Origin of the sequence: Pantoea sp. Acro-807 (genome assembly GCF_011752675.1) — a bacterium.
GTDB classification, from domain to species: Bacteria; Pseudomonadota; Gammaproteobacteria; order Enterobacterales; family Enterobacteriaceae; genus Pantoea; species Pantoea eucrina.
Map to the genome: position 1 here is coordinate 189,542 of NZ_VWXE01000005.1, position 23,849 is coordinate 213,390.

Annotated in this window: 22 protein-coding genes and 2 tRNA genes; 16 read left to right on the forward strand and 8 right to left on the reverse strand. The window is 55.7% G+C overall.

Going from position 1 to position 23,849, the window contains the following annotated elements:
- Positions 1–10 precede the first annotated feature (10 nt).
- The 14 genes from folP to F3J39_RS13680 all read left to right on the forward strand — a co-directional run bounded on the left by folP (position 11) and on the right by F3J39_RS13680 (position 15,316).
- On the forward strand, positions 11–844 hold the full coding sequence (gene folP / locus F3J39_RS13610; RefSeq protein WP_104085589.1) for a dihydropteroate synthase: 834 nt from the start codon (positions 11–13) through the stop codon (positions 842–844).
- Positions 845–849: 5 nt separating this feature from the next.
- A complete protein-coding gene (gene glmM / locus F3J39_RS13615) occupies positions 850–2,184 on the forward strand; it encodes a phosphoglucosamine mutase (RefSeq protein ID WP_071669137.1) in 1,335 nt (444 codons plus the stop codon).
- A gap of 216 nt (positions 2,185–2,400) precedes the next feature.
- A complete protein-coding gene (gene secG / locus F3J39_RS13620) occupies positions 2,401–2,736 on the forward strand; it encodes a preprotein translocase subunit SecG (protein ID WP_039382274.1) in 336 nt (111 codons plus the stop codon).
- Positions 2,737–2,789: 53 nt separating this feature from the next.
- A tRNA-Leu gene (locus F3J39_RS13625) sits at positions 2,790–2,876 on the forward strand.
- A 59-nt stretch (positions 2,877–2,935) separates the two neighbouring features.
- Positions 2,936–3,012: transfer RNA gene (locus F3J39_RS13630), tRNA-Met, on the forward strand.
- Positions 3,013–3,225: 213 nt separating this feature from the next.
- Entirely contained in the window at positions 3,226–3,678 is a 453-nt protein-coding gene (gene rimP / locus F3J39_RS13635; protein ID WP_039382276.1) for a ribosome maturation factor RimP, read from the forward strand.
- A gap of 24 nt (positions 3,679–3,702) precedes the next feature.
- Positions 3,703–5,190 (forward strand): transcription termination factor NusA, encoded by a 1,488-nt coding sequence (gene nusA, locus F3J39_RS13640; protein WP_166714309.1) that lies wholly within the window; start codon positions 3,703–3,705, stop codon positions 5,188–5,190.
- Between the two features lie 17 nt (positions 5,191–5,207).
- Complete coding sequence (gene infB, locus F3J39_RS13645) at positions 5,208–7,904, forward strand: translation initiation factor IF-2 (RefSeq protein ID WP_071669136.1); 2,697 nt, start codon at positions 5,208–5,210, stop codon at positions 7,902–7,904.
- A 66-nt stretch (positions 7,905–7,970) separates the two neighbouring features.
- Complete coding sequence (gene rbfA, locus F3J39_RS13650; protein ID WP_039382283.1) at positions 7,971–8,378, forward strand: 30S ribosome-binding factor RbfA; 408 nt, start codon at positions 7,971–7,973, stop codon at positions 8,376–8,378.
- The gene (gene truB, locus F3J39_RS13655; protein ID WP_039382285.1) at positions 8,378–9,322 is read left to right on the forward strand and encodes a tRNA pseudouridine(55) synthase TruB; all 945 of its coding nucleotides are present in this window, start codon (positions 8,378–8,380) and stop codon (positions 9,320–9,322) included. Before rbfA ends, truB begins: the two co-directional genes overlap by 1 nt.
- Before the next feature lie 134 nt (positions 9,323–9,456).
- Positions 9,457–9,726, forward strand: a complete 270-nt coding sequence (gene rpsO / locus F3J39_RS13660; RefSeq protein WP_010615981.1) for a 30S ribosomal protein S15 — start codon at positions 9,457–9,459, stop codon at positions 9,724–9,726.
- Between the two features lie 307 nt (positions 9,727–10,033).
- On the forward strand, positions 10,034–12,166 hold the full coding sequence (gene pnp / locus F3J39_RS13665; protein WP_039382288.1) for a polyribonucleotide nucleotidyltransferase: 2,133 nt from the start codon (positions 10,034–10,036) through the stop codon (positions 12,164–12,166).
- 185 nt (positions 12,167–12,351) lie between these two features.
- On the forward strand, positions 12,352–13,236 hold the full coding sequence (nlpI, locus tag F3J39_RS13670; RefSeq protein ID WP_039382290.1) for a lipoprotein NlpI: 885 nt from the start codon (positions 12,352–12,354) through the stop codon (positions 13,234–13,236).
- Between the two features lie 178 nt (positions 13,237–13,414).
- A complete protein-coding gene (locus F3J39_RS13680; RefSeq protein WP_039382292.1) occupies positions 13,415–15,316 on the forward strand; it encodes a DEAD/DEAH family ATP-dependent RNA helicase in 1,902 nt (633 codons plus the stop codon).
- A 70-nt stretch (positions 15,317–15,386) separates the two neighbouring features.
- Here F3J39_RS13680 and F3J39_RS13685 read toward each other — a convergent pair whose 3' ends face one another.
- On the reverse strand, positions 15,387–16,397 hold the full coding sequence (locus tag F3J39_RS13685) for a luciferase-like monooxygenase (RefSeq protein ID WP_039382294.1): 1,011 nt from the start codon (positions 16,395–16,397) through the stop codon (positions 15,387–15,389).
- Between the two features lie 619 nt (positions 16,398–17,016).
- Here F3J39_RS13685 and F3J39_RS13690 point away from each other — a divergent pair.
- Positions 17,017–17,523: an N-acetyltransferase gene (locus F3J39_RS13690; protein WP_094110677.1), complete on the forward strand. Its 507-nt coding sequence runs from the start codon at positions 17,017–17,019 to the stop codon at positions 17,521–17,523.
- On the opposite strand, the gene F3J39_RS13695 is transcribed toward F3J39_RS13690, so the two are convergent.
- The gene (locus tag F3J39_RS13695; RefSeq protein WP_039382299.1) at positions 17,507–17,794 is read right to left on the reverse strand and encodes a GIY-YIG nuclease family protein; all 288 of its coding nucleotides are present in this window, start codon (positions 17,792–17,794) and stop codon (positions 17,507–17,509) included. The genes F3J39_RS13690 and F3J39_RS13695 overlap by 17 nt on opposite strands.
- Before the next feature lie 74 nt (positions 17,795–17,868).
- Here F3J39_RS13695 and F3J39_RS13700 point away from each other — a divergent pair, with 74 nt between their 5' ends.
- The gene (locus F3J39_RS13700; protein ID WP_104085588.1) at positions 17,869–18,291 is read left to right on the forward strand and encodes a YhbP family protein; all 423 of its coding nucleotides are present in this window, start codon (positions 17,869–17,871) and stop codon (positions 18,289–18,291) included.
- Between the two features lie 289 nt (positions 18,292–18,580).
- Here the strand turns inward: F3J39_RS13700 and F3J39_RS13705 are convergent, their stop codons facing one another.
- The 6 genes from F3J39_RS13705 to pyrB form a co-directional block, all read right to left on the reverse strand.
- On the reverse strand, positions 18,581–19,102 hold the full coding sequence (locus F3J39_RS13705; RefSeq protein ID WP_039382303.1) for a type 1 glutamine amidotransferase domain-containing protein: 522 nt from the start codon (positions 19,100–19,102) through the stop codon (positions 18,581–18,583).
- Between the two features lie 66 nt (positions 19,103–19,168).
- A complete protein-coding gene (gene nrdG / locus F3J39_RS13710; protein WP_166714310.1) occupies positions 19,169–19,687 on the reverse strand; it encodes an anaerobic ribonucleoside-triphosphate reductase-activating protein in 519 nt (172 codons plus the stop codon).
- A complete protein-coding gene (nrdD, locus tag F3J39_RS13715; RefSeq protein ID WP_166714311.1) occupies positions 19,684–21,822 on the reverse strand; it encodes an anaerobic ribonucleoside-triphosphate reductase in 2,139 nt (712 codons plus the stop codon). Before nrdD ends, nrdG begins: the two co-directional genes overlap by 4 nt.
- 142 nt (positions 21,823–21,964) lie before the next feature.
- Positions 21,965–22,351, reverse strand: coding sequence for a 2-iminobutanoate/2-iminopropanoate deaminase (gene ridA / locus F3J39_RS13720; RefSeq protein WP_039382308.1), 387 nt, complete (start codon positions 22,349–22,351; stop codon positions 21,965–21,967).
- A gap of 80 nt (positions 22,352–22,431) precedes the next feature.
- Positions 22,432–22,896: an aspartate carbamoyltransferase regulatory subunit gene (gene pyrI, locus F3J39_RS13725; protein ID WP_039382309.1), complete on the reverse strand. Its 465-nt coding sequence runs from the start codon at positions 22,894–22,896 to the stop codon at positions 22,432–22,434.
- A gap of 13 nt (positions 22,897–22,909) precedes the next feature.
- Positions 22,910–23,845 carry an aspartate carbamoyltransferase gene (gene pyrB / locus F3J39_RS13730; RefSeq protein WP_039382311.1) on the reverse strand — a complete coding sequence of 312 codons (936 nt, stop codon included), beginning with the start codon at positions 23,843–23,845 and terminating at the stop codon, positions 22,910–22,912.
- Positions 23,846–23,849 lie beyond the last annotated feature (4 nt).

The window sequence follows — 23,849 nt, forward strand, 5'->3', positions numbered from 1 at the left end:
CATACCTGCCATGAAACTCCACGCGCGTGATTCCTTTCTCGATCTCTCCTTCCCCCATGTAATGGGTATTCTGAACGTAACGCCCGACTCCTTTTCTGACGGCGGCGCGCATAACTCTCTGGTAAATGCGCTGACGCATACTAATGAGATGGTAAATGCCGGCGCGACAATCATCGATGTCGGCGGCGAGTCGACCCGGCCCGGAGCGGACGAGGTCAGCGTTGAGGAGGAGCTGGAGCGGGTTATCCCGGTCGTGGAGGCCATTGCACAGCGGTTTGAAGTCTGGATCTCAGTAGATACCTCAAAGCCTGACGTCATCCGTGAAGCAGCGAGAGCGGGTGCTCACATCATCAATGATATTCGCTCGCTTTCAGAGCCTGGCGCGCTCGGTGCGGCGGCAGAGAGCGGTTTACCGGTTTGTCTGATGCATATGCAGGGTGAACCCCGTACCATGCAGCAGACACCTTCGTATAACAATGTGGTCAGCGAAGTGGACGCTTACTTCGCTGCGCAAATTGCGCGCTGTGAGGCGGCGGGCATCAAAAAAGCGCAACTGCTGCTCGACCCGGGCTTTGGTTTCGGTAAGAATCTCAGCCATAACTATGAGCTGCTGGCCCACCTGAGCCATTTTCACCATTACGGCTTACCGCTGCTGGTGGGAATGTCGCGTAAATCGATGATTGGTCAGCTGCTTAATGTCGGCCCGGCACAGCGTCTTACCGGCAGCCTGAGCTGCGCAGTCATTGCTGCGATGCAGGGCGCCCAGATTATTCGCGTGCATGATGTGAAAGAGACAGTTGAAGCGATGCGCATCGTGGAAGCGACCCAGAGAGCAAAAGGATAACAGGCATGAGTGAGCGTAAATATTTTGGTACAGATGGCATCCGCGGCAAAGTAGGCGAAGCGCCGATCACGCCCGATTTTGTACTGAAGCTGGGTTTTGCCGCAGGCAAAGTGCTGGCGCGTTCAGGTTCAAGAAAAGTACTGATTGGCAAAGACACGCGCATTTCTGGCTATATGCTGGAGTCGGCGCTCGAAGCGGGGCTGGCAGCAGCAGGCCTCTCGGCAGCTTTTACCGGACCGATGCCAACCCCGGCAATCGCCTACCTGACGCGAACGTTTCGTGCGGAAGCGGGGATCGTGATCTCCGCCTCTCACAATCCGTTTGATGATAACGGCATTAAATTTTTCTCAGCCGAAGGCACCAAGCTGCCGGATGATGTGGAAGAAGCGATTGAGCGCGAGCTGGAAAAACCGCTGACCTGCGTGGAATCTGCTGAACTGGGGCGTGCCAGCCGTATCGTGGATGCCGCCGGTCGCTATATTGAATTCTGTAAAGGCACTTTCCCCGGCGAGCTGAGTCTCAACGGTCTGAAAATTGTGGTCGATTGCGCGAATGGTGCCACCTATCACATCGCCCCTAACGTGCTGCGTGAGCTGGGTGCGCAGGTCATCGCGATTGGCGTGCAGCCGGACGGCATGAACATCAACAAGGAGTGCGGAGCGACTGACCTGCGTCAGCTGCAGCAGCGCGTCCTGGAAGAGCAGGCTAACCTTGGTCTCGCCTATGACGGAGATGGCGATCGCATCATGATGGTGGATCATCTGGGACAGAAAGTGGATGGCGACCAGATTCTCTATATCATTGCGCGCGAAGCGCTGCGTCAGGGGCAGCTGCGCGGTGGCGTGGTCGGGACGCTGATGAGTAACATGGGGCTGGAGCTGGCCCTGAAACAGCTGGGCATCCCGTTCACCCGTGCCAAAGTGGGCGACCGCTACGTACTGGAAAAAATGCAGGAGAAAGGCTGGCGCATGGGGGCTGAGAACTCCGGACACGTTATTCTGCTGGATAAAATCAGCACCGGCGATGGAATTGTAGCAAGTTTGCAAGTGCTTACTGCCATAGTGCGTAACCACATGAGTCTGCACGATCTGTGCAGCGGTATGAAAATGCTGCCGCAAATCCTGGTTAACGTGCGCTTTACCGGCAGCCACGATCCGCTGGAGAGCGAAAGCGTGAAAGCTGCGGCTGCCGAAGCAGAGCAGGCGCTGGCAGGGCGCGGGCGGGTACTGCTGCGTAAATCAGGCACGGAGCCGCTGATCCGCGTGATGGTGGAAGGCGAAGATGAAGCGCAGGTCACTGCGCTGGCGCATAATATTGCCGCAGCGGTAAAAGCAGTTTAGTCCCGGCCAGTCGGCAGGCGGGACGCCTTTTCGCCTGGTAAATCATCATGCTGGCGCTTTTTTCTGCAATTGAATTTTATGACTAAAATTGCACTTGCAGAGCCAGGCGCCTTTGGTTAGTATTCACACCCGCTTCTGATGGGTAATGACGAGACTACCCGTCTGTATTGGTTGAAGCTTTAACTGTGCGGTTACGCGCAAGGAAACAGGTTGATTATGTACGAAGCTCTGTTAGTTGTTTTCCTTATTGTGGCGATTGGCCTGGTTGGTCTGATCATGCTGCAGCAAGGCAAAGGCGCTGATATGGGAGCCTCATTCGGTGCAGGCGCTTCCGGTACGCTGTTTGGTTCAAACGGGTCAGGTAACTTTATGACACGTATGACCGCGATACTGGCTTCGCTGTTCTTCATTATCAGTCTGATTCTGGGTAACCTGAACAGCAATAAGACTTCCAAAGGAAGCGAGTGGGAAAACCTCACTGCGCCAGCTCAGTCTGAACAGCAGACTCAGCCAGCTAAACCGGCAACCCCGGGCAATGATATCCCGCAGTAAGCAGTAAATCGTCAACGCTTAAGCGACTATACTATCGTCGCAGTCAGTGCAGTACCGAGGTGGTGAAATTGGTAGACACGCTACCTTGAGGTGGTAGTGCTCGAAAGGGCTTACGGGTTCAAGTCCCGTCCTCGGTACCAATTCTCAGTAAAACTTGCTATTTTCGCAAGATCGGCGTAATATTCGCCACGTTTTCGGACGCGGGGTGGAGCAGCCTGGTAGCTCGTCGGGCTCATAACCCGAAGGTCGTCGGTTCAAATCCGGCCCCCGCAACCACTTTCCCTTAGAGTTCTTTTTCAAATATACTGTATGCATCGACGGACGCACTATCAGTGAGTTTTTGAAAAAAATTCTTCTGGATTGTGCGCCGAAGCCGCACTGCGGCATACAGGGTCCAGTCATAAAAAGCCCCGATTTTTCGGGGTTTTTTGTTATCAGGAAATCGTAACACTGGGCTTTAGGCCCTTTTTTTATGTCTTGGGGGTGGGCTTGTCCACATTAGAGCAAAAATTGACAGAGTTGATCTCTGCTCCGGTAGAAGCGCTTGGCTACGAACTGGTCGGTATTGAATTCGTTCGTGGTCGCACATCAACCTTGCGCATCTATATTGATAGCGAAGAGGGTATCAATGTTGATGATTGCGCCGATGTTAGCCACCAGGTGAGCGCTGTGATGGATGTGGAAGATCCAATTACGGTGGCTTACAACCTTGAAGTTTCCTCGCCGGGTCTCGATCGTCCACTTTTCACCGCAGAACACTATGCGCGCTTTGCGGGTGAGGAAGTCAGCCTGGTCCTGCGGATGGCGGTACAGAACCGTCGCAAATGGCAGGGCATCATCAAGTCGGTGGAAGGCGAGATGATCACTGTGACCGTCGAGGGTAACGATGAAGTGTTCGCACTGAGCAATATTCAGAAAGCGAACCTGGTCCCCCACTTTTAAAAGTCCGGATTGAGGCTAACCAGGATGAATAAAGAAATCTTAGCTGTAGTAGAAGCCGTTTCTAATGAAAAAGCTCTGCCGCGTGAGAAAATCTTCGAAGCGCTGGAGAGCGCTTTGGCCACTGCGACCAAAAAGAAGTATGAGCAGGAAATCGACGTGCGCGTCAGTATCGATCGTCGCAGCGGCGATTTCGACACGTTCCGTCGTTGGGTAATCGTTGATGAAGTTACTCAGCCTACGCGTGAAATCACGCTGGACGCGGCTCGCTTCGAAGATGAAGCGCTCAATCTGGGCGATTACGTTGAAGATCAGATTGAATCTGTCACCTTTGACCGTATCACTACACAGACTGCGAAGCAGGTTATCGTTCAGAAAGTACGTGAAGCTGAGCGCGCAATGGTTGTGGACCAGTTCCGCGAGCAGCAAGGCGACATCATCACCGGTCAGGTGAAGAAAGTGAATCGCGACAACATCACGCTGGACCTGGGCAGCAACGCCGAGGCGGTGATCGTACGTGAAGATATGCTGCCACGTGAGAACTTCCGTCCGGGCGACCGTATTCGCGGCGTGCTGTATGCCGTGCGTCCTGAAGCGCGTGGTGCTCAGCTGTTTGTTACCCGTTCCAAACCTGAAATGCTGATCGAACTGTTCCGCATTGAGGTGCCGGAAATTGGTGAAGAAGTTATCGAAATTAAAGCGGCTGCCCGCGATCCGGGTTCCCGCGCTAAAATTGCGGTAAAAACCAACGACAAACGTATCGATCCGGTAGGTGCCTGCGTCGGTATGCGCGGCGCACGCGTGCAGGCTGTTTCCAGTGAACTGGGCGGCGAGCGTATCGATATCGTGCTGTGGGATGATAATCCGGCACAGTTTGTAATTAACGCCATGGCGCCTGCCGATGTGGCGTCAATCGTGGTGGATGAAGATAATCACACCATGGATATCGCTGTTGAGGCCGGTAATCTGGCTCAGGCGATCGGCCGTAATGGCCAAAACGTGCGTCTGGCTTCCCAGCTGAGCGGCTGGGAGCTGAACGTGATGACCGTCGACGATCTGCAGGCTAAGCATCAGGCTGAAGCCCACGCAGCAATCGATATGTTCACGAAACATCTCGACATCGACGAAGAGTTCGCCATCATACTGGTGGAAGAGGGCTTCTCTTCGCTGGAAGAACTGGCCTATGTGCCAATGAACGAGCTGCTGGAAATTGACGGCCTCGACGAAGAGACCATTGAAGCCCTGCGTGAACGAGCCAAAAATGCGTTAACCACCCTGGCATTAGCGAAAGAAGAAAGCCTTGGTAATCAGGAGCCCGCTGAGGACTTGCTGAATCTTGAAGGCCTGGATCGTGCGCTGGCCTATCGCCTGGCGTCAAAAGGCGTTTGCACGCTGGAAGATCTCGCTGAGCAAGGTGTTGACGATCTGACAGATATTGAAGGGCTGGATGATGAGAAGGCCGGTGCGCTGATTATGGCTGCACGTAATATCTGCTGGTTCGGCGATGACGCGTAATAACAGGAAGGAACAGCATGACAGATGTAACCGTAAAATCGCTGGCCGCCGAAATTCAGACTCCGGTCGATCGCCTGGTACAGCAATTTGCTGATGCGGGGATCCCTAAGTCTGAAAACGACGCGGTGTCCCAGCAAGAGAAAGAGACCTTACTGTCCCACCTGAACCGTGAGCACGGTCAAACCAGTTCAGGTAAACTGACGTTGCAGCGCAAAACGCGCAGCACCTTGAATATTCCGGGCACCGGGGGTAAAAGTAAATCGGTGCAAATTGAAGTTCGCAAAAAGCGCACATATGTGAAGGGTGATGCAGAGGCTGAGCAGCAGGCTCAGGCAGAAGCGGAAGCTGAGGCACAGCGCGTAGCGGAAGAGCAGGCGCGTCGCGAGGCGGAAGAACAAGCCCGTCGCGAGGCTGAATTAAAAGCGCAACGTGAAGCCGAAGATAAAGCCAGGCGCGAAGCCGCTGACAAGGCTAAGCGTGAAGCAGCGGAAAAAGATAAAGTGACAAACCAACCTACCGATGAAGTGACCAAGGCTGCGCAGTCTGATAAAGCCCGTCGCGAAGCTGAAGCGGCTGAACTGAAGCGTAAAGCTGAAGAAGAAGCCCGTCGTAAGCTCGAAGAGAGCGCACGCCGCGTAGCGGAAGAAGCACGCCGCCTGGCAGAAGAGAAAGGCGCTGAGTGGGACAAACCTGAGGAAGAAGATAAAGGTGACTATCACGTCACAACTTCAACTCATGCCCGTCAGGCAGAAGACGAAAACGATCGTCAGGTTGAAGCGGGTCGTGCACGTGCACGCACCACGGCTAAAGCCACGCGTCCTGCCAAAAAAGGCAACAAGCACTCCGAAGCTAAAACCGATCGTGAAGAAGCGCGTGCGCAGGTTCGCGGTGGTAAAGGCGGTAAGCATCGCAAACCTAGCGCACTGCAGCAGGGCTTTAACAAGCCAGCGCAGGCCGTTAACCGCGACGTGATTATCGGCGAAACCATCACCGTAGCTGAACTGGCGAACAAGATGGCAGTGAAAGGTTCACTGGTCATCAAAGCGATGATGAAGATGGGCGCGATGGCGACTATCAACCAGGTTATCGACCAGGAAACTGCACAGCTGGTCGCGGAAGAGATGGGTCATAAAGTGATCCTGCGCCGCGAGAACGAGCTGGAAGAAGCGGTAATGGACGATCGTGATACTGATGCAGCGCAGGAGAGCCGTGCGCCGGTCGTGACCATCATGGGTCACGTTGACCACGGTAAAACCTCCCTGCTGGATTACATCCGCTCAACCAAAGTCGCCTCTGGCGAAGCGGGTGGTATTACCCAGCACATCGGTGCCTATCACGTTGAAACCGAAAACGGCATGGTCACCTTCCTGGATACCCCGGGACACGCCGCGTTTACCGCTATGCGTGCTCGCGGTGCGCAGGCAACGGATATCGTTATCCTGGTCGTTGCTGCGGATGATGGCGTGATGCCACAGACCGTCGAAGCGATTCAACACGCAAAAGCGGCCGGCGTACCGGTTGTGGTTGCAGTGAACAAGTGCGACAAACCAGAAGCCGATCCGGACCGCGTGAAGAACGAGCTGACTCAGTACGGCATCATTCCGGAAGAGTGGGGCGGCGAAAACATGTTCGTCAACGTTTCTGCGAAAGCGGGTACCGGTATCGACGATCTGCTGAACGCCATTCTGCTGCAGGCGGAAGTGCTTGAGCTGACCGCTATTCGTGAAGGTATGGCAAGCGGTGTGGTTATCGAATCCTTCCTGGATAAAGGTCGTGGTCCGGTCGCTACCGTGCTGGTACGTGAAGGTACGCTAAACAAAGGCGATATCGTACTGTGTGGCTTCGAGTATGGCCGCGTACGTGCGATGCGTGACGAACTGGGACGCGAAGTACAGGAAGCAGGCCCATCGATTCCGGTTGAGATCCTGGGTCTCTCTGGCGTACCGGCAGCGGGTGATGAAGCGACTGTGGTCCGTGACGAGAAGAAAGCGCGTGAAGTTGCTCTCTATCGTCAGGGTAAATTCCGCGAAGTGAAACTGGCGCGTCAGCAGAAGTCGAAGCTGGAAAACATGTTTGCGAACATGACTGAAGGCGAAGTCTCAGAGCTGAACATCGTTCTGAAGTCTGACGTACAGGGCTCGGTAGAAGCGATCTCCGATTCGCTGCTGAAACTCTCCACCGACGAAGTGAAGGTGAAGATTATCGGTTCTGGCGTGGGCGGTATCACCGAAACCGACGCTACGCTGGCGGCCGCTTCCAATGCGATCATCCTCGGCTTTAACGTCCGTGCTGACGCTTCTGCGCGTCGCGTGATTGATGCTGAAAACGTCGACCTGCGTTACTACTCCGTCATCTATAATCTGATTGACGAAGTAAAAGCTGCGATGAGCGGTATGCTGGCGCCGGAATTCAAACAGCAGATCATCGGTCTGGCCGAAGTACGTGATGTGTTTAAATCACCGAAATTTGGCGCGATCGCGGGCTGTATGGTTACCGAAGGCAACATCAAGCGTCACAACCCAATTCGTGTCCTGCGCGACAACGTGGTTATCTATGAAGGCGAGCTGGAATCCCTGCGTCGCTTCAAAGATGACGTCAACGAAGTGCGTAACGGCATGGAGTGTGGTATCGGTGTGAAGAACTACAACGACGTTCGCGTTGGCGATATGATCGAAGTGTTCGAAATCATTGAAATTAAACGCACCATCGCATAATTCACTTATCGATGTACTGCAATTTGGGAGGCCACTGGCCTCCCGAATTATTTGGGAGATATCATTATGGCGAAAGAATTTGGTCGCCCGCAGCGGGTTTCTCAGGAGCTGCAAAAAGAGATCGCGATTATTCTGCAGCGCGAAATCAAAGATCCGCGTCTGGGTATGATGGTGACGGTCTCTGGCGTTGAAGTGTCGCGCGATCTGGCCTATGCCAAAGTATTTGTGACCTTCCTGAACGATCAGGATGAGGAAGCGGTAAAAAATGGTCTGAAAGCGCTGAAAGAGGCGTCAGGCTACATCCGCATTCTGCTGGGCAAAGCGATGCGTCTGCGCATTGTGCCGGAGCTGACCTTCTTCTATGACAACTCACTGATTGAAGGGATGCGCATGTCAAATCTGGTCTCTAACGTGATCAGAAACGATGCAGAACGGCGCGGTGAAACCCCGGCGGAAGATGACAAGGAGGACTGATGAGTCGTCCTCGTCGTCGCGGCCGCGACGTACACGGTGTCTTCCTGCTGGATAAGCATCAGGGCGCGTCGTCCAATGATGTGCTGCAAAAAGTTAAGCGCCTGTTTAATGCTAACAAAGCGGGTCATACCGGTGCGCTGGATCCCCTTGCCACCGGTATGCTGCCGGTTTGTCTGGGCGAGGCCACCAAGTTTTCGCAGTATCTGCTCGACTCTGATAAGCGTTATCGCGTTATCGCCCGGCTGGGCGAACGTACCGATACTTCAGACGCAGATGGCAACATTGTGGAAACCCGCCCGGTGACCTTCAGCCAGCCTGAGCTGGATGCGGCGCTGGAGAGTTTTCGCGGTGATACGATGCAGGTGCCGACTATGTTCTCGGCGCTGAAATATCAGGGTCGCAAGCTCTATGAGTATGCGCGCGAAGGCGTTACCGTGCCGCGTGAAGCCCGACCCATCACCGTATTTGAGCTGCAGTTTATTCGCCATGAAGGTGATGAGCTGGAGCTGGAGATCCACGTCTCCAAAGGCACCTATATTCGTACTATCATCGACGATCTGGGTGAGAAGCTGGGCTGTGGCGCGCATGTCATTATGCTGCGTCGTCTGCAGGTCGCACGCTACCCGATTGCACGAATGATGACGCTGGAGCAGCTGCAGGCGGTGGCAGCAGAAGCCACCGCGGCTGAAACGCCTGACTACAGCGCGCTCGATGCGCTGCTGCTGCCAATGGACAGCCCGGCGGAAGATTTTCCGGTGGTCAATCTGCCCGTTACGGTTGCCGCCAGCTTTAAGCAGGGTATGCCGGTCCAGGCTGCGGATACGCCGGCAGCAGGTCTGGTAAGGGTCACGGAAGGTGAGGCACAAAAATTCATCGGCATGGCTGAAATCGCCGCCGATGGACGGGTAGCGCCACGCCGGCTGGTGGTGGAGTTTCCTGGCTGACCGTGCTGCTCATCTTTGCTGCAACAGCGCATTTGCGTTGCCTGCGGGCGCAGAGTAGAATAGCGCGGCTTTAAAAGCGGGCTGCTGAATTAGAGATCGGCACCCATACATTCATTTTTTTACTGGAGTTTATTATGTCTCTAAGCGTAGAAGCTAAAGCAGAGATCGTTGCTAAATATGGTCGTGGCGCTAACGACAGCGGTTCAACTGAAGTTCAGGTTGCTCTGCTGACTGCTCAGATTAACCACCTGCAGGGTCACTTCTCTGAGCACAAGAAAGACCACCACAGCCGTCGCGGTCTGCTGCGCATGGTATCCCAGCGTCGTAAGCTGCTGGACTATCTGAAGCGTAAAGACGTTGCTCGCTACACCAGCCTGATCGAGAGCCTGGGTCTGCGTCGCTAAGTCTGAAGAATCTGATCAGGGATGTAGCGCATGCACTATGCAAAAAAACGCATCTGACGATCAGATTTGTGCGAGTTTCGCGAAAAGGGGGCCTTTAAGGCCCCTTTTTTCGAGCAATCCGCAGCAATCCAGACCAAACTCATGTATTGTTGCTGAGTGTGATCTTTGTTTGCAGAGGTTCGCGCGGCTAATGAGAGGCTTTGCCGCAGGGGCGGTTGAGGGTTGTCATTAGTCGCGAGGATGCGACAAAGATCGGTTATCACTGGCGAGCCGCAATGGCTCTGCCCTGAATTTAAGGATGTTAATTTTGCTGAATCCGATCGTACGCAAATTCCAATATGGTCAGCATACCGTCACGCTGGAAACCGGCATGATGGCACGTCAGGCTACCGCGGCTGTTATGGTAAGCATGGATGACACAGCGGTATTTGTAACCGTTGTTGGCCAGAAGAAAGCGAAACCAGGCCAGGACTTTTTCCCGCTGACCGTTAACTATCAGGAGCGTACCTATGCTGCTGGTCGTATCCCGGGCAGCTTCTTCCGTCGCGAAGGCCGTCCAAGCGAAGGCGAAACCCTGATTGCGCGTCTGATTGACCGCCCGGTGCGTCCGCTGTTCCCGGAAGGCTTCGTTAACGAAGTGCAGGTTATCGCTACTGTCGTTTCTGTTAACCCTCAGGTTAACCCGGACATCGTGGCAATGATTGGCGCCTCTGCTGCGCTGTCACTGTCAGGTATTCCGTTCAACGGTCCAATCGGTTCTGCTCGCGTTGGTTACATCAACGACCAGTATGTCCTGAACCCGACCGCAGATGAGATCAAACAGTCACGTCTGGACTTGGTGGTTGCGGGTACCCAGAACGCGGTACTGATGGTTGAATCTGAAGCCGATATCCTGACTGAAGAGCAGATGCTCGGCGCCGTGGTATTTGGCCACGACCAGCAGCAGGTTGTTATCGAAAACATCAACGCGCTGGTTGCCGAAGCGGGCAAACCGCGCTGGGACTGGAAGCCAGAAGCGACTAACGATGCACTGATTGCACGTGTTGCCGCGCTGGCGGAAGCGCGCATCGCTGATGCTTACCGCATCACCGATAAGCAGGAGCGTTACGCACAGGTTGGCGTGATCAAAGATGAGACGATCGCTGCGCTGCTGGCTGAAGATGCTGCGCTGGATGATGCAGAAATCGGCGATATCGTGCATAGCCTCGAAAAGAATGTGGTTCGTACCCGCATCCTGAGCGGCGAACCGCGTATCGACGGTCGCGAAAAAGATATGATCCGCGGTCTGGACGTTCGTACCGGCGTACTGCCGCGTACGCACGGCTCTGCGCTGTTCACCCGTGGTGAAACGCAGGCGCTGGTTGCTGCTACGCTGGGTACCGCACGCGATGCGCAGAACCTGGATGAGCTGATGGGCGAGCGTACCGACAGCTTCCTGTTCCACTACAACTTCCCTCCATACTCAGTGGGCGAAACCGGCATGGTTGGCTCACCGAAGCGTCGTGAAATTGGTCACGGTCGTCTGGCGAAGCGTGGCGTACTGGCAGTTATGCCTAAGCAGGAAGAGTTCCCGTACACCGTACGCGTTGTATCAGAAATCACTGAATCAAACGGTTCTTCTTCTATGGCTTCCGTTTGCGGTGCTTCACTGGCACTGATGGACGCAGGCGTACCGATCAAAGCAGCCGTTGCCGGTATTGCTATGGGTCTGGTGAAGGAAGATGAGAAGTTTGTCGTGCTGTCTGACATCCTGGGTGATGAAGATCATCTCGGCGATATGGACTTCAAAGTAGCGGGTAGCCGTGAAGGTATTACCGCGCTGCAGATGGACATTAAAATCGAAGGCATCACCCGCGAAATCATGCAGGTTGCGCTGAACCAGGCTAAGGGTGCGCGTCTGCATATCCTGAGCGTCATGGAGCAGGCTATCAGCACGCCGCGTCAGGAGATCTCTGAATTCGCACCGCGTATTTACACCATTAAGATCAGCTCTGACAAGATCAAAGATGTGATTGGTAAAGGCGGCTCGGTAATCCGTGCGCTGACCGAAGAGACCGGTACTACCATTGAAATCGAAGATGACGGCACCGTAAAAATCGCTGCGACCGACGGTCAGAAAGCGAAAGAAGCGATTCGTCGTATCGAAGAGATCACCGCTGAGATTGAAGTGGGCCGCATCTACTCCGGCAAAGTTACCCGTATCGTTGATTTCGGTGCGTTCGTGGCTATCGGTGGCGGTAAAGAAGGTCTGGTTCATATTTCTCAGATTGCCGACAAGCGCGTAGAGAAAGTGACCGACTACCTGCAGATGGGTCAGGAAGTACCGGTTAAGGTGATGGAAGTTGACCGTCAGGGCCGCGTACGTCTGAGCATCAAAGAGGCAACTGAGCAGAAGCCGGCAGAAGCCGCTGCTGCTGTGGACGCTTCTGACGCTGAATAAGCGTGTCCTGATTAGCCCCTTTCTGCCCGGCAGAAAGGGGTGTTTGTATACTCTGGTAGCGTCAATTCACGGTCGCTGTGCCGATAAGTTGACACCGCCAGGGTATCATCGCGAGGGCGGGAACCCTTGTGCATAGCAGGCGGATGACAGGATGGTTATCCCAATGTTTGTATCGGGAGTGGGAAATGAAGCCTTTTTTGCGCTGGTGTATTGTTGCGACAGCTATTTCGCTGGCAGGATGCAGCAACTCCAATTGGCGTAAGAACGAAGTTCTGGCAGTACCTTTGCAGCCCACACTGCAGCAAGAGGTCATTCTGGCGCGAATGGAACAAATTCTTGCCAGTCGGGCCCTGACCGACGATGAACGCGCACAGCTGTTATATGAGCGCGGAGTGTTGTATGATAGTTTGGGTCTGAGGGCACTGGCGCGGAACGATTTCTCGCAAGCGCTGTCTATAAGACCAGATATGCCAGAAGTGTTTAACTATCTTGGTATATACTTAACGCAGGCTGGCAACTTTGATGCCGCCTACGAAGCGTTTGATTCTGTACTTGAGCTTGATCCAACTTACAATTATGCGCATTTAAACCGCGGTATCGCTCTCTACTACGGTGGTCGATACAGGTTAGCGCAAGATGATCTGCTGGCGTTTTATCAAGACGATCCTAACGATCCGTTCCGCAGCCTCTGGCTCTATCTCACTGAAAGCGAGATAGACAAAGACCAGGCTAAAGTAGCGCTGAAACAGCGTTATGACAAAGCGGCTAAGGACCAATGGGGATGGAATATTGTCGAGTTCTACCTGGGCGACATCAGTGAAAAAACATTGATGGAACGTCTCAAGGCGGACGCAACGGATAACACCTCGCTCGCTGAACATCTCAGTGAAACCAACTTCTATTTAGGTAAGTACTACCTAAGTCTGGGGGAGAAGGACGACGCGAAAGCGTTGTTCAAACTGGCGGTGTCTAACAACGTTAACAACTTTGTTGAACACCGATACGCATTGTTGGAACTGGCGCAACTCGGCCAGACACAAGACGATTTATCAGAATCTGACCAGCAATAGCTGACGAACTTTTATTGCCTGTTGTACCTGTAAAGTCATCACCTCCAGAGGTGAGGGCTTTTCTGTTCGTCAAAACTTCTAATTTGAGCCGGTTCACACTTTTTGATGAAAATGACTGAAAATTTTCACGACGAGTTATGTAGACTGGCCGCCGCAATCTAAGAGGCACGTGTACTACATGACTGATATTCAAACCACTTTTGCTGATCTGGGCCTGAACGCCGACATCCTCGAATCTCTGAACGGTATGGGCTACGTTAAGCCTTCCCCAATCCAGGCTGAGTGTATTCCTCACCTGCTGGCGGGCCGCGATGTTCTGGGTATGGCGCAGACCGGTAGTGGTAAAACCGCGGCGTTCTCACTGCCGCTGTTAAACAACGTTGATCCTTCTGTCCGCGCACCACAGATTCTGGTGCTGGCACCGACCCGCGAACTGGCGGTGCAGGTGGCTGAAGCGATGACAGAATTCTCTAAACATATGCGTAACGTCAACGTCGTGGCCCTGTATGGCGGCCAGCGTTATGACGTACAGCTGCGCGCCCTGCGTCAGGGACCACAGATCGTTGTGGGTACCCCGGGCCGCCTGCTGGACCACCTGAAGCGTGGTACTCTGGACCTCTCTAACCTGCGTGGTCTGGTTCTGGACGAAGCTGATGAAATGCTGCGTATGGGCTTCATCGAAGACGTTGAAACCATCATGGCGCAGATCCCGGAAGGTCATCAGACCGCACTGTTCTCTGCAACTATGCCAGAAGCGATTCGTCGTATTACCAAACGCTTCATGAAAGATCCACAGGAAGTGCGTATCCAGTCAAGCGTGACCACGCGTCCGGATATTTCACAGTCTTACTGGACCGCTTACGGCCGTAAAACTGAAGCGCTGGTGCGTTTCCTGGAAGCAGAAGACTTTGATGCAGCCATCATTTTCGTGCGTACCAAAAACGCAACGCTGGAAGTGGCTGAAGCCTTAGAGCGCAGCGGCTACAACAGTGCCGCGCTGAACGGCGACATGAACCAGGCACTGCGTGAGCAGACGCTGGAGCGCCTGAAAGATGGCCGTCTTGATATCCTGATTGCAACCGACGTTGCGGCGCGCGGTCTGGACGTTGAGCGTATCAGCCTGGTTGTTAACTACGATATCCCGATGGATGCGGAGTCTTATGTTCACCGTATCGGCCGTACCGGTCGTGCGGGCCGCGCTGGCCGTGCGCTGCTGTTCGTTGAGAACCGCGAGCGTCGTCTGCTGCGTAACATTGAACGCACCATGAAGCTGACTATTCCGGAAGTAGAACTGCCAAACGCAGAGCTGCTGGGTGAGCGTCGTCTGGCCAAATTTGCAGCAAAAGTACAGCAGCAGCTGGAAAGCAGCGATCTGGATCAGTATCGCGCGCTGCTGAGCAAAATGCAGCCGGAAGAAGAGCTGGATATCGAAACGCTGGCGGCTGCCCTGCTGAAAATGGCTCAGGGTGAACGTCCACTGATCGTACCGGCTGACGCGCCGCGTCCGCAGCGTCGTGAGTTCCGCGATCGTGATGACCGCGCTGACCGTCCGCGTCGTGACCGCGACAGCCGTGGTGAGAGCCGTGATGGCGATCGTCCACGTCGTGAGCGTCGTGACGTTGGCGACATGCAGCTTTACCGCATTGAAGTGGGTCGCGATGACGGCGTTGAAGTTCGCCACATTGTGGGTGCTATCGCTAACGAAGGCGATATCAGCAGCCGCTACATTGGTAACATCAAGCTGTTTGGCACGCACTCCACCATCGAACTGCCAAAAGGCATGCCGGGTGAAGTTCTGCAGCACTTCACGCGCACGCGTATTCTGAACAAGCCGATGAATATGCAGCTGCTGGGTGATGCACAGCCGCACGAGCGTACTGAGCGCCGCAGTGGCGGTCGTGACTTCGGTGGCGAGCGTCGCAGCAGCGCACCGCGTGGCGACAGTGCACCACGTGGTGAAGGCGCACCGCGTCGCTTCTCCGAGCGTCGTGAAGGTGGCCGCGAAGGCGGACGCTTTAGCCGCGAAGCGGGCCGTGGCCCACGTCGCGACGAAGGCACCTCACGTCGTCGTGATGCATAATCGCTAAACGTTAAGCAATAAAAAGGGACGCCATGCGGCGTCCCTTTTTTTATCTCTTTTACTCAACCTGCTACAGCGTGCCGGCAGCTTCCATCGCCAGCGCAAATGAGCGCAGCCGCGCTTTGGGATCGAAGATCTGACCGTTGACCATGATCTCATCCGCCTGCGTTTCGCGCTGCAACGCTGCCAGACCGTGACGCACCTTTTCGCTATCGCCCACAATCGACATGCTCAGCGCCTGCTGCACGCCATACTGCTCTGACGGCGACCAGAGGCTATCCATATTTTCCACCGGCGCAGGCAGCGGGCCCGGCTTGCCGCGGCGCAGGTTGATAAACTGCTGCTGCATGGAGGTAAACAGGAAGCGCGCGTCGCGCTCACTCTCTGCCGCCACAATATTCACACAGACCATAGCGTATGGCTTAGCCAGGCGCGCCGAAGGCTGGAACTTCTCACGGTACAGATGCAGCGCCTGCAGCAGCAGATCCGGGGCGAAGTGCGAGGCAAAGGCAAACGGCAGCCCGAGCTTCGCCGCCAGCTGAGCGCTGTAAAGGCTTGAGCCGAGCAGCCACACCGGAATTTTCAGGCCGAGGCCCGGCACTGGCTGTACCGGATGATGCTCGCCTTCTTCAGCATCAAACCAGCGCAGCAGCTCAGCGACATCTTCCGGGAAGCTGTCGGCCTGGGCGCTGGAGAGATGACGGCGCAGCGCCATCATCGTGCGCTGATCGGAACCCGGTGCACGGCCCAGCCCGAGATCGATGCGACCAGGGTAGAGCGACTCCAGGGTACCGAACTGCTCGGCAATCACCAGCGGCGCATGGTTAGGCAGCATAATCCCGCCGGATCCAAGCCGCAGGGTTTCGGTATTTGCCGCGAGATACCCGATCAGCACCGAGGTCGCCGCGCTGGCAATACCGGTCATGTTGTGATGCTCAGCGAGCCAGTAGCGGTGGAAACCCAGCGCTTCCGCCTGACGCGCCAGCGCCAGTGAATGGTGAAAGGCGTCGCGCGCAGACGCGCCTTGCGGAATAGGAGCCAGATCCAGCACGGACAGGCGAACAGGTTTTTTCTCAGACATGAGTACTCCAGCAAATGATGGCGCAGGCGTTGAACAGCCTGCTGCCATAAGTATTACGCAACATTACCCATATTAAAACTGCTATTAAGGGCAGGGATGTAGCCGGATTGTGCCTTTATTAACCATTTTTCCGGAAGGTATACCCCTGCCGCTGCGCTATTTTCCTGACGCGTAATAGCAGGCTTGTTGATCTCAGCAGGGAGGACTGCGCGACAGAGATGGCATAATTGATAACCTGTTATAAATACGCAGAGCCACACCGTTCGTAACCGTACGCCGCCGGTTAGGGGAAAAAGCCTGCTGAATAGGCGTATATTGCGGGCAAAGCGGGTACGGAGATGGAAAAAACTCTTTTGCAACAACTCTTAAACGCGCAATTTCGTCATGTTTTCGCTGAAGGTGAGTTAGACTTTCTGCAAGGGCGCGGCCTGGGCGATCGGATTGCTGCGAGTCAGTTTTGCCGCATCGCCACGCTGCAGGAGGCGTCTGACCGTTTCACGCGATGCCGAAGCAGATGCCGGGTTTCGCGGCGAAGCCAACGACTTGCTGCTGGTAGCTGCTCAGGCTAAGGCAGAAGGGAACAGAAGGCGCAGGCTTATGCGTCACGCACGGGGATGCCATGTTAATTCGTACTGAGATTGGCGTTGATGCTGCCGGCATCGACAGCCTGTTAAAACGCAGTTTTGCGACCCCAGCTGAAGCTGAACGGGTACAGCAGCTGCGCGAAGATGGATTGCTCACGCTGGGCGTGGTGGCAACCGATGATGAGGGTCAGGTGCTGGGCTATGCTGCTTTCAGTCCGGTAACGCTGCAGGGTGAAGATCGTAACTGGGTGGCGCTGGCTCCACTGGCCGTTGACAGTTCGGTACGCGGGCAGGGCCTGGCAAAGCAGCTGGTTTATGAGGGGCTCGATTCACTGAATGAATTCAGCTACAGCGCGGTCGTGGTGCTGGGCGATCCCGCATTTTACCAGCCGCTGGGCTTTGAGCCGGCGGCCCATCATGGGCTGCACTGCCGCTGGCCCGACAGCGAGGCGACATTCCAGATTTACAAGCTGGCAGACGATGCGTTCAGCGGCGCAGAAGGGTTAGTGGTATTTGCTGCGCCTTTTAACCACGCTGAGTAAACCAGGTGGTCAGACACGCCGGCTGTTGCGCTATCAGCAGCAGTTTGTGGGTACGGGCGAGTTGTTTGACCTGATACTCCAGTCGTGAAGCCGCAGCGCGGTCACCGGCAGGGCAGTGAAACATCAGCGTAAGCGGCCCTTTACCGCGCAGCGAGCGGGCGCCGCGTCCCTGCTGATGCTGCAGCAGCCGGCGCGCCACATCGGTGGTAATTCCGGTATAGATCATCCCGGCAGCGGTTTGCAGCATATAAAGCTGCCAGTTCTGTTCCATTTCTCAGACCTCAAAACAAAGCACCAGCAGTGTAACGTGCCGCCGCGTTCACGGCTATGTGCAGGGAGCGACCTTTGTCCGATCTGTCTCATTTACTGCGCTACCTGAAGAAACAGCATGTGCTTTCGCTTTGCGCCAGCGCATCGGAAGAGCTGTGGTGCGCTAATTGCTACTATCTGTTTGATGAAGCACAGATGGCATTCTGGCTGATGAGCGACACCGCCACGCGTCACGGTGCCATGATGCTGCATAACCCGCAGGTCGCAGGCACCATTAATGGCCAGCCGAAAAGTGTTCAGCTGCTTAAAGGCGTCCAGTATCGCGGACATATCCGGCTAAGCGAGGATGCGCAGGCGTTAAGCGCCTATCAGCGCCGTTTTCCGGTCGCAAAAAAAGTCACCGCGCCTCTCTGGCAGCTCACGATAGATGAGCTGAAGATGACGGATAACACACTGGGTTTTGGCAAGAAAATCAGCTGGCAGCGTATCGCATCATAAATAAACCAGGGGCGCATAAATGCACCCCCTACAGGTCGTGCAATCACAGGGGCGGCATTCATGCCGCCCTGGGGCGGGTATATCGCAAAAACCAGGGGCGCATGAATGCGCCCCCTACAGGTCGTATAATTGTAGGGGCGGCATTCATGCCGCCCTGGGGCGGGTATATCGCAAAAACCAGGGGCGCATGAATGCGCCCCCTACAGGTCGTATAATTGTAGGGGCGGCATTCATGCCGCCCTGGGTCAGATATATCATGCCGCCCTGGATACTACGGGCGGCCGGGATATTATGATGCGCTCAGGATGCGCAGCGATTCGCGGTTAAATGCCGGCAGATCTTCCGGGGTGCGGCTGGTGACCAGCTTGTCATCATCCACGACCACTTCTTTGTCGTAAAAATCGGCACCCGCGTTACGCAAATCGATCGCAATCGCTTTCACACAGGTCATCTTGCGGCCGCGCACGCCGTTGGCGCTGATCAGCAGCTGTGGACCGTGACAAATAGCGAAAATCGGTTTGCCGCTGGCAACAAACTCTTTGGTGAAATTGACAAAGCGATCGTCACCGCGCAGCGCGTCGGGGGAGTGGCCGCCCGGCAGCAGCAGTGCATCAAATTCTGCTGCACTGACGTGATCGATATCTTTATCAATCTTCACTTCCGCTTTGCCCTGTTTACCTTTCACCGTTTTTCCTGCCTGCATCTCAATGGTGACCACTTCATGGCCCGCTTGGGTGTAAGCATCCGCTGGTGAGGTAAATTCAGAATCCTCAAAATCATCGGTGATCAGAACCGCTATTTTCTTGCCCATCTTCTCTTCTCCATGTGGTTAACGAACCCAGGGTTCGTTGCATGAGTGACCTGACAAGTCTGGACGCTAATCACTGAAACGCAAGCCCGGCGGCGCAATGTCTTCCGCAGGCGGCGGCTGGCGCAACCACCAGATCTTTTGATTACGACTGCCGCGCCACTGCAGCCGTGCATCCTTTTCAGCCTCAACAAAGCGGCCATCAATCAGCACATCGATAGCGTCGAGTATCACCCGCTGAGCGGCAGAAAGCTCAGCCAGCTCATAGCCGGTCCAGAGCCAGATATCTTTACCGGGGCAGTCGCGCCGCACGCGCCGCACCAGCCGGCGAATATGCGGTACGTTGTGCGGATGCAGCGGATCGCCCCCGCTGAGCGATAAGCCCTGACGCGGCACGCGGGTATCGTTGAGATCGGCAATCAGCTGTTCTTCCATCTGCAGCGTAAAGGGTGTGCCCATGTCGGTGCGCCAGGTGCGCGGGTTATAGCAGCCCCGGCACCGATGCTCGCAGCCCGCGACAAACAGCGTGCAGCGCGTGCCCGGCCCGTTCACCACGTCAATGTCATAATAGCCATGAATACGCATCATTTCGGCAGGCCGCCACTCATGTGCTTCACGCGTCGCTGCACCTCCTGCTGTTTACCGGCATTGAAGGGGCGGGCGTCCGGGCTGCCAAGATAGCCGCAGACGCGGCGCGTCACGGAGACCCGGGCAGGGTCGCGATTGCCACAGGCGGGACAGGTAAAGCCTTTGCTGGTGCAGCTGAACTCGCCGCTGAAGCCGCAGGCGTAGCACTCATCGATCGGTGTATTGGTGCCGTAGTAGGGCACGCGGTGATAGCTGTAGTCCCAGACATCTTCCAGCGCTTTCAGGTTGTGCTGCAGGCTGGGATATTCGCCGTAACAGATAAAGCCGCCGCTGCTGATGGCCGGATAGGGCGCTTCAAAATCGATTTTGTCGTACGGATTCACCTTCTTCTCTACATCAAGGTGGAAGCTGTTGGTGTAGTAGCCTTTATCGGTCACGCCCGGAACCACACCAAATTCCGCTGCATCGAGGCGACAGAAGCGATCGCACAGGTTTTCGCTCGGCGTGCTGTAGAGGCTAAAGCCGTAGCCGCTCTCCGCTTTCCACGCGCTGGCCGCTGCGCGCAGGCGGGAAACAATCGCCACGCCTTTTGCCTGCAGCGTGGGCGAATCGTAAGGGTGCTGCGCATTACCGCTCAGCGCATTCAGCGTCTCATGCAGGCCAATAAAGCCAAGCGAAACCGACGCGCGTCCGTTGCGGAACAGAACGCCAATCTCTTCATCAGCCTGCAGCCGTATGCCGCACGCTCCCTCCATGTAAAGAATCGGCGCCACGCGCGCTTTGGTGCGTTCAAGACGCGCGATACGCGTCATCAGGGCCTGCTTTGTCAGCGCCAGCCGCTTATCGAGCAGTTGCCAGAAGCGGTCATCATTGCCCTGTGCCTCCAGCGCAATGCGCGGCAGATTGATCGTTACCACGCCGAGGTTGCAGCGCCCGTCATGAACCGGCTCTCCCTGCACGTCATAGCGGTCGAGAAAGCTGCGGCAGCCCATCGGCGTTTTAAATGAGCCGGTCACCGCCACAACCTGGTCATAATTGAGGATGTCGGGATACATGCGTTTAGCGGCGCAGCGCAGCGCCAGCTGTTTGATATCGTAATTAATGTCGCCCGGTCGACGGTTAATCCCCTCGCGGATGGCAAAAACCAGCTTGGGAAATACCGCCGTTTTATGGTTTTTACCCAGCCCGGCGATACGGTTGTGCAGAATCGCCCGCTGGATCATGCGTGCTGCTTCGCAGGTGCCAAGCCCGAAGCCAAAGGTCACAAACGGGGTCTGGCCGTTGGCGGTGTGCAGCGTATTGACTTCATATTCCAGCGACTGAAACGCGTCAAAGCACTCTTTTTCAGTGCGTTCCCGGGCATACTCCTCCGCGCGGGCGATCTGCCACGCCGCCGCGACCTGCCGATGCTTCGCCATGCTTAATTCCACAAACGGCGCCAGCACTTCATCAATGCGGTTAAGCGTCGTGCCGCCATAAATATGGCTGGCGACCTGCGCGATGATCTGCGCGGTAACGGCGGTGGCGGTGGCGATCGATTTCGGCGGCTCGATCTCCGCATTGCCCATTTTGAAGCCCCGGGTCAGCATGCCGCGCAGGTCGACCAGCATGCAGTTGAACATCGGGAAAAAGGGGGCGTAATCGAGATCGTGATAGTGGATCTCGCCGCGATCGTGCGCCTCGGCCACCGCGCGCGGCAGCAGATGCTGCTGCGCATAATGTTTTGCCACGATGCCCGCCAGCAGGTCGCGCTGGGTCGGGATGACATTACTGTCTTTGTTCGCATTCTCATGCAGCAGCGCGGTGTCGGTCTGCTCCACCAGCCCCCTGATGGCGTGATGCAGCCGGCTGCGCTGCTCGCGCGCCCGGTCCCGGTCGTGGCGATACTCAATCCACGCGCGCGCCACCGCCGGTTTACCGGCATGCATCAGCGCCTCTTCAGCCGCCAGCTGGATCTCATGGATATCGACTTCCGCGCGCGCGGCCAGCTGCTGACCAATCTGCTCAGCCAGCGCCCGGCACCAGGCAGGATCGCACTGCGCCACTGCCTCTGCCGCCGCCGCAATGGCCTGTTCAATACGCTGTATATCAAAGGGGACTCTGCAGCCGTCGCGTTTTATAACCGTCGTCACCATTCACCACTCCTGAGCTATATATAGATATTTCAGGTAGTGTAATGACTATATGTTGTGTCCGGGGCGGGATTAATTGCGTATGGCTTGATATGCCGCAAGGAAGTGGTGAGTCCCCCCTCCCGGCCGGGAGAGGGGCAGGGGATCAGCGACGTACGGCGATCGCTTCAATCTCAATTTTGACATCTTTAGGCAGGCGGGCGACCTCGACACAGGAGCGCGCCGGGAAGCTGGCCTGATGCTCAGTAAAAAACGCCTCGTAAGTGGCGTTAACCGTGGCAAAGTCGTTGAGGTCTTTGACAAAGACCGTGGTTTTGACAATGTCGCCAACCTGCAGACCGGCTGCTTCAACAATCGCTTTGACATTCTCCAGCGACTGGCGCGCCTGGGCTGCCACATCATCGGCGACCGCGCCGGTTGCCGGATCGACCGGGATCTGTCCGGAGGTGATAATCATGCTGCCGAGATCTACGCCCTGCACATAGGGACCGATAGCGGCGGGAGCCTGTTCCGTACTGATTTCGCGAGACATCGTTTCTCCTCAGAAGTGCGCGGCCAGCGGGGCGCTCGCCGCGTAAGCAAGGGTTCCCATTATAGGGAGCGGTCAGATGATTACCAGTGACCCAGCACCACATGGCGGGCAAACGACTTCTCGCAATATTTACACTGCAGGTGGATATCATCTTCACGCTGCTTTACCGCAAAGCTGGAGAAAACCGGCTCGCTGCGGCTGATACAGTTGCTGTTCGGGCAGGTCAGCACCTGCTCAATGCGCGCCGGCAGCGTTGGGGTAATTTTGGCCACCACCTCATACTCTTCGATACGGTTTACCGTAGCGTGCGGCGCATAAAACGCCAGCTGATTGATCTGATCTTCAGTAAGAAAAGTGTTCTCGATTTTGATCAGATCCTTACGTCCCATCTCGCCGGAAGGAAGGTTAAGGCCGATGGTAATACGCTGCTCGGTTTCCGTCAGGCGGAACAGCGACAGCAACGTAAATCCCGTCTGGGCCGGAATATGATCGATTACCGTGCCGCGTTTAATCGCTTCTACCTGCAGTTTATTATCCTGGGTCATGATCGTCGGCTCCTTAGTCTGTCAGTTCGCTATTCAGTACCAGCGCCAGAAGCGCCTGGCGGGCAAAAATGCCGTTCCCCGCCTGCTGGAAATACCAGGCATGGGGCGTGCTGTCGACGTCGGTGGCGATCTCATCCACGCGCGGCAGCGGATGCAGCACCTTCATATTGCCGCGCGCGCCGTGCAGATCGGCGGCGCGCAGAATGAACTGTGCCTTAACATTGGCGTACTCTGACGGATCGAGACGCTCTTTCTGCACCCGTGTCATATAAAGAATGTCGAGTTCAGGCAGCACCTCTTCAATGCTGTCGTGCCGCGTCCAGACGATGTTCTGTTCATCCAGCATATCGGTAATATAGGCGGGCATGGCAAGTGCTGACGGGGCGATAAAGTAAAAACGGTTGCCGGTGAATTTTGCCAGCGCCTGCGTAAGCGAGTGCACGGTACGGCCATATTTCAGATCGCCGACCATCGCGACGCTGAGGTTATCAAGCCGCCCCTGCGTTTCACGGATGGTAAAGAGATCGAGCAGGGTTTGCGTCGGATGCTGATTCGCACCATCGCCGGCGTTGAGGATCGGTACGCCGCCGGAAAATTCCGTGGCCAGACGCGCCGCACCCTCCTGCGGATGGCGCATCACGATAGCGTCAACGTAGGTGCCGATGACGGAAATGGTGTCGGCCAGCGTTTCGCCTTTCTTGCCCAGCGAGGTGTTACCGCCGTCGGCGAACCCGACCACCGATGCCCCCAGGCGATGCATCGCCGTCTCAAACGAGAGGCGGGTCCGGGTAGAGGCTTCGAAAAAACAGCTGGCAATCACATTATGCTTCAGCAGCTCAGGCTGCGGCTGCGCCTTAAGCCGGGCAGCGGTATGCAGCACCAGCTCCAGTTCATCGCGATTAAGATCGTTGATGGAAATGATGTGTTTGCGATATAGCGGGTTAGCCATAGCT

Coding starts and splice junctions, on each gene's coding strand:
- folP (WP_104085589.1), top strand. CDS start 11: ATGAAACTCCACGCGCGTGATTCCTTTCTCGATCTCTCCTTCCCCCAT.
- glmM (WP_071669137.1), top strand. CDS start 850: ATGAGTGAGCGTAAATATTTTGGTACAGATGGCATCCGCGGCAAAGTA.
- secG (WP_039382274.1), top strand. CDS start 2,401: ATGTACGAAGCTCTGTTAGTTGTTTTCCTTATTGTGGCGATTGGCCTG.
- nusA (WP_166714309.1), top strand. CDS start 3,703: ATGAATAAAGAAATCTTAGCTGTAGTAGAAGCCGTTTCTAATGAAAAA.
- infB (WP_071669136.1), top strand. CDS start 5,208: ATGACAGATGTAACCGTAAAATCGCTGGCCGCCGAAATTCAGACTCCG.
- rbfA (WP_039382283.1), top strand. CDS start 7,971: ATGGCGAAAGAATTTGGTCGCCCGCAGCGGGTTTCTCAGGAGCTGCAA.
- truB (WP_039382285.1), top strand. CDS start 8,378: ATGAGTCGTCCTCGTCGTCGCGGCCGCGACGTACACGGTGTCTTCCTG.
- rpsO (WP_010615981.1), top strand. CDS start 9,457: ATGTCTCTAAGCGTAGAAGCTAAAGCAGAGATCGTTGCTAAATATGGT.
- nlpI (WP_039382290.1), top strand. CDS start 12,352: ATGAAGCCTTTTTTGCGCTGGTGTATTGTTGCGACAGCTATTTCGCTG.
- F3J39_RS13680 (WP_039382292.1), top strand. CDS start 13,415: ATGACTGATATTCAAACCACTTTTGCTGATCTGGGCCTGAACGCCGAC.
- F3J39_RS13685 (WP_039382294.1), bottom strand. CDS start 16,397: ATGTCTGAGAAAAAACCTGTTCGCCTGTCCGTGCTGGATCTGGCTCCT.
- F3J39_RS13690 (WP_094110677.1), top strand. CDS start 17,017: ATGTTAATTCGTACTGAGATTGGCGTTGATGCTGCCGGCATCGACAGC.
- F3J39_RS13695 (WP_039382299.1), bottom strand. CDS start 17,794: ATGGAACAGAACTGGCAGCTTTATATGCTGCAAACCGCTGCCGGGATG.
- F3J39_RS13705 (WP_039382303.1), bottom strand. CDS start 19,102: ATGGGCAAGAAAATAGCGGTTCTGATCACCGATGATTTTGAGGATTCT.
- nrdG (WP_166714310.1), bottom strand. CDS start 19,687: ATGATGCGTATTCATGGCTATTATGACATTGACGTGGTGAACGGGCCG.
- nrdD (WP_166714311.1), bottom strand. CDS start 21,822: ATGGTGACGACGGTTATAAAACGCGACGGCTGCAGAGTCCCCTTTGAT.
- ridA (WP_039382308.1), bottom strand. CDS start 22,351: ATGTCTCGCGAAATCAGTACGGAACAGGCTCCCGCCGCTATCGGTCCC.
- pyrI (WP_039382309.1), bottom strand. CDS start 22,896: ATGACCCAGGATAATAAACTGCAGGTAGAAGCGATTAAACGCGGCACG.
- pyrB (WP_039382311.1), bottom strand. CDS start 23,845: ATGGCTAACCCGCTATATCGCAAACACATCATTTCCATCAACGATCTT.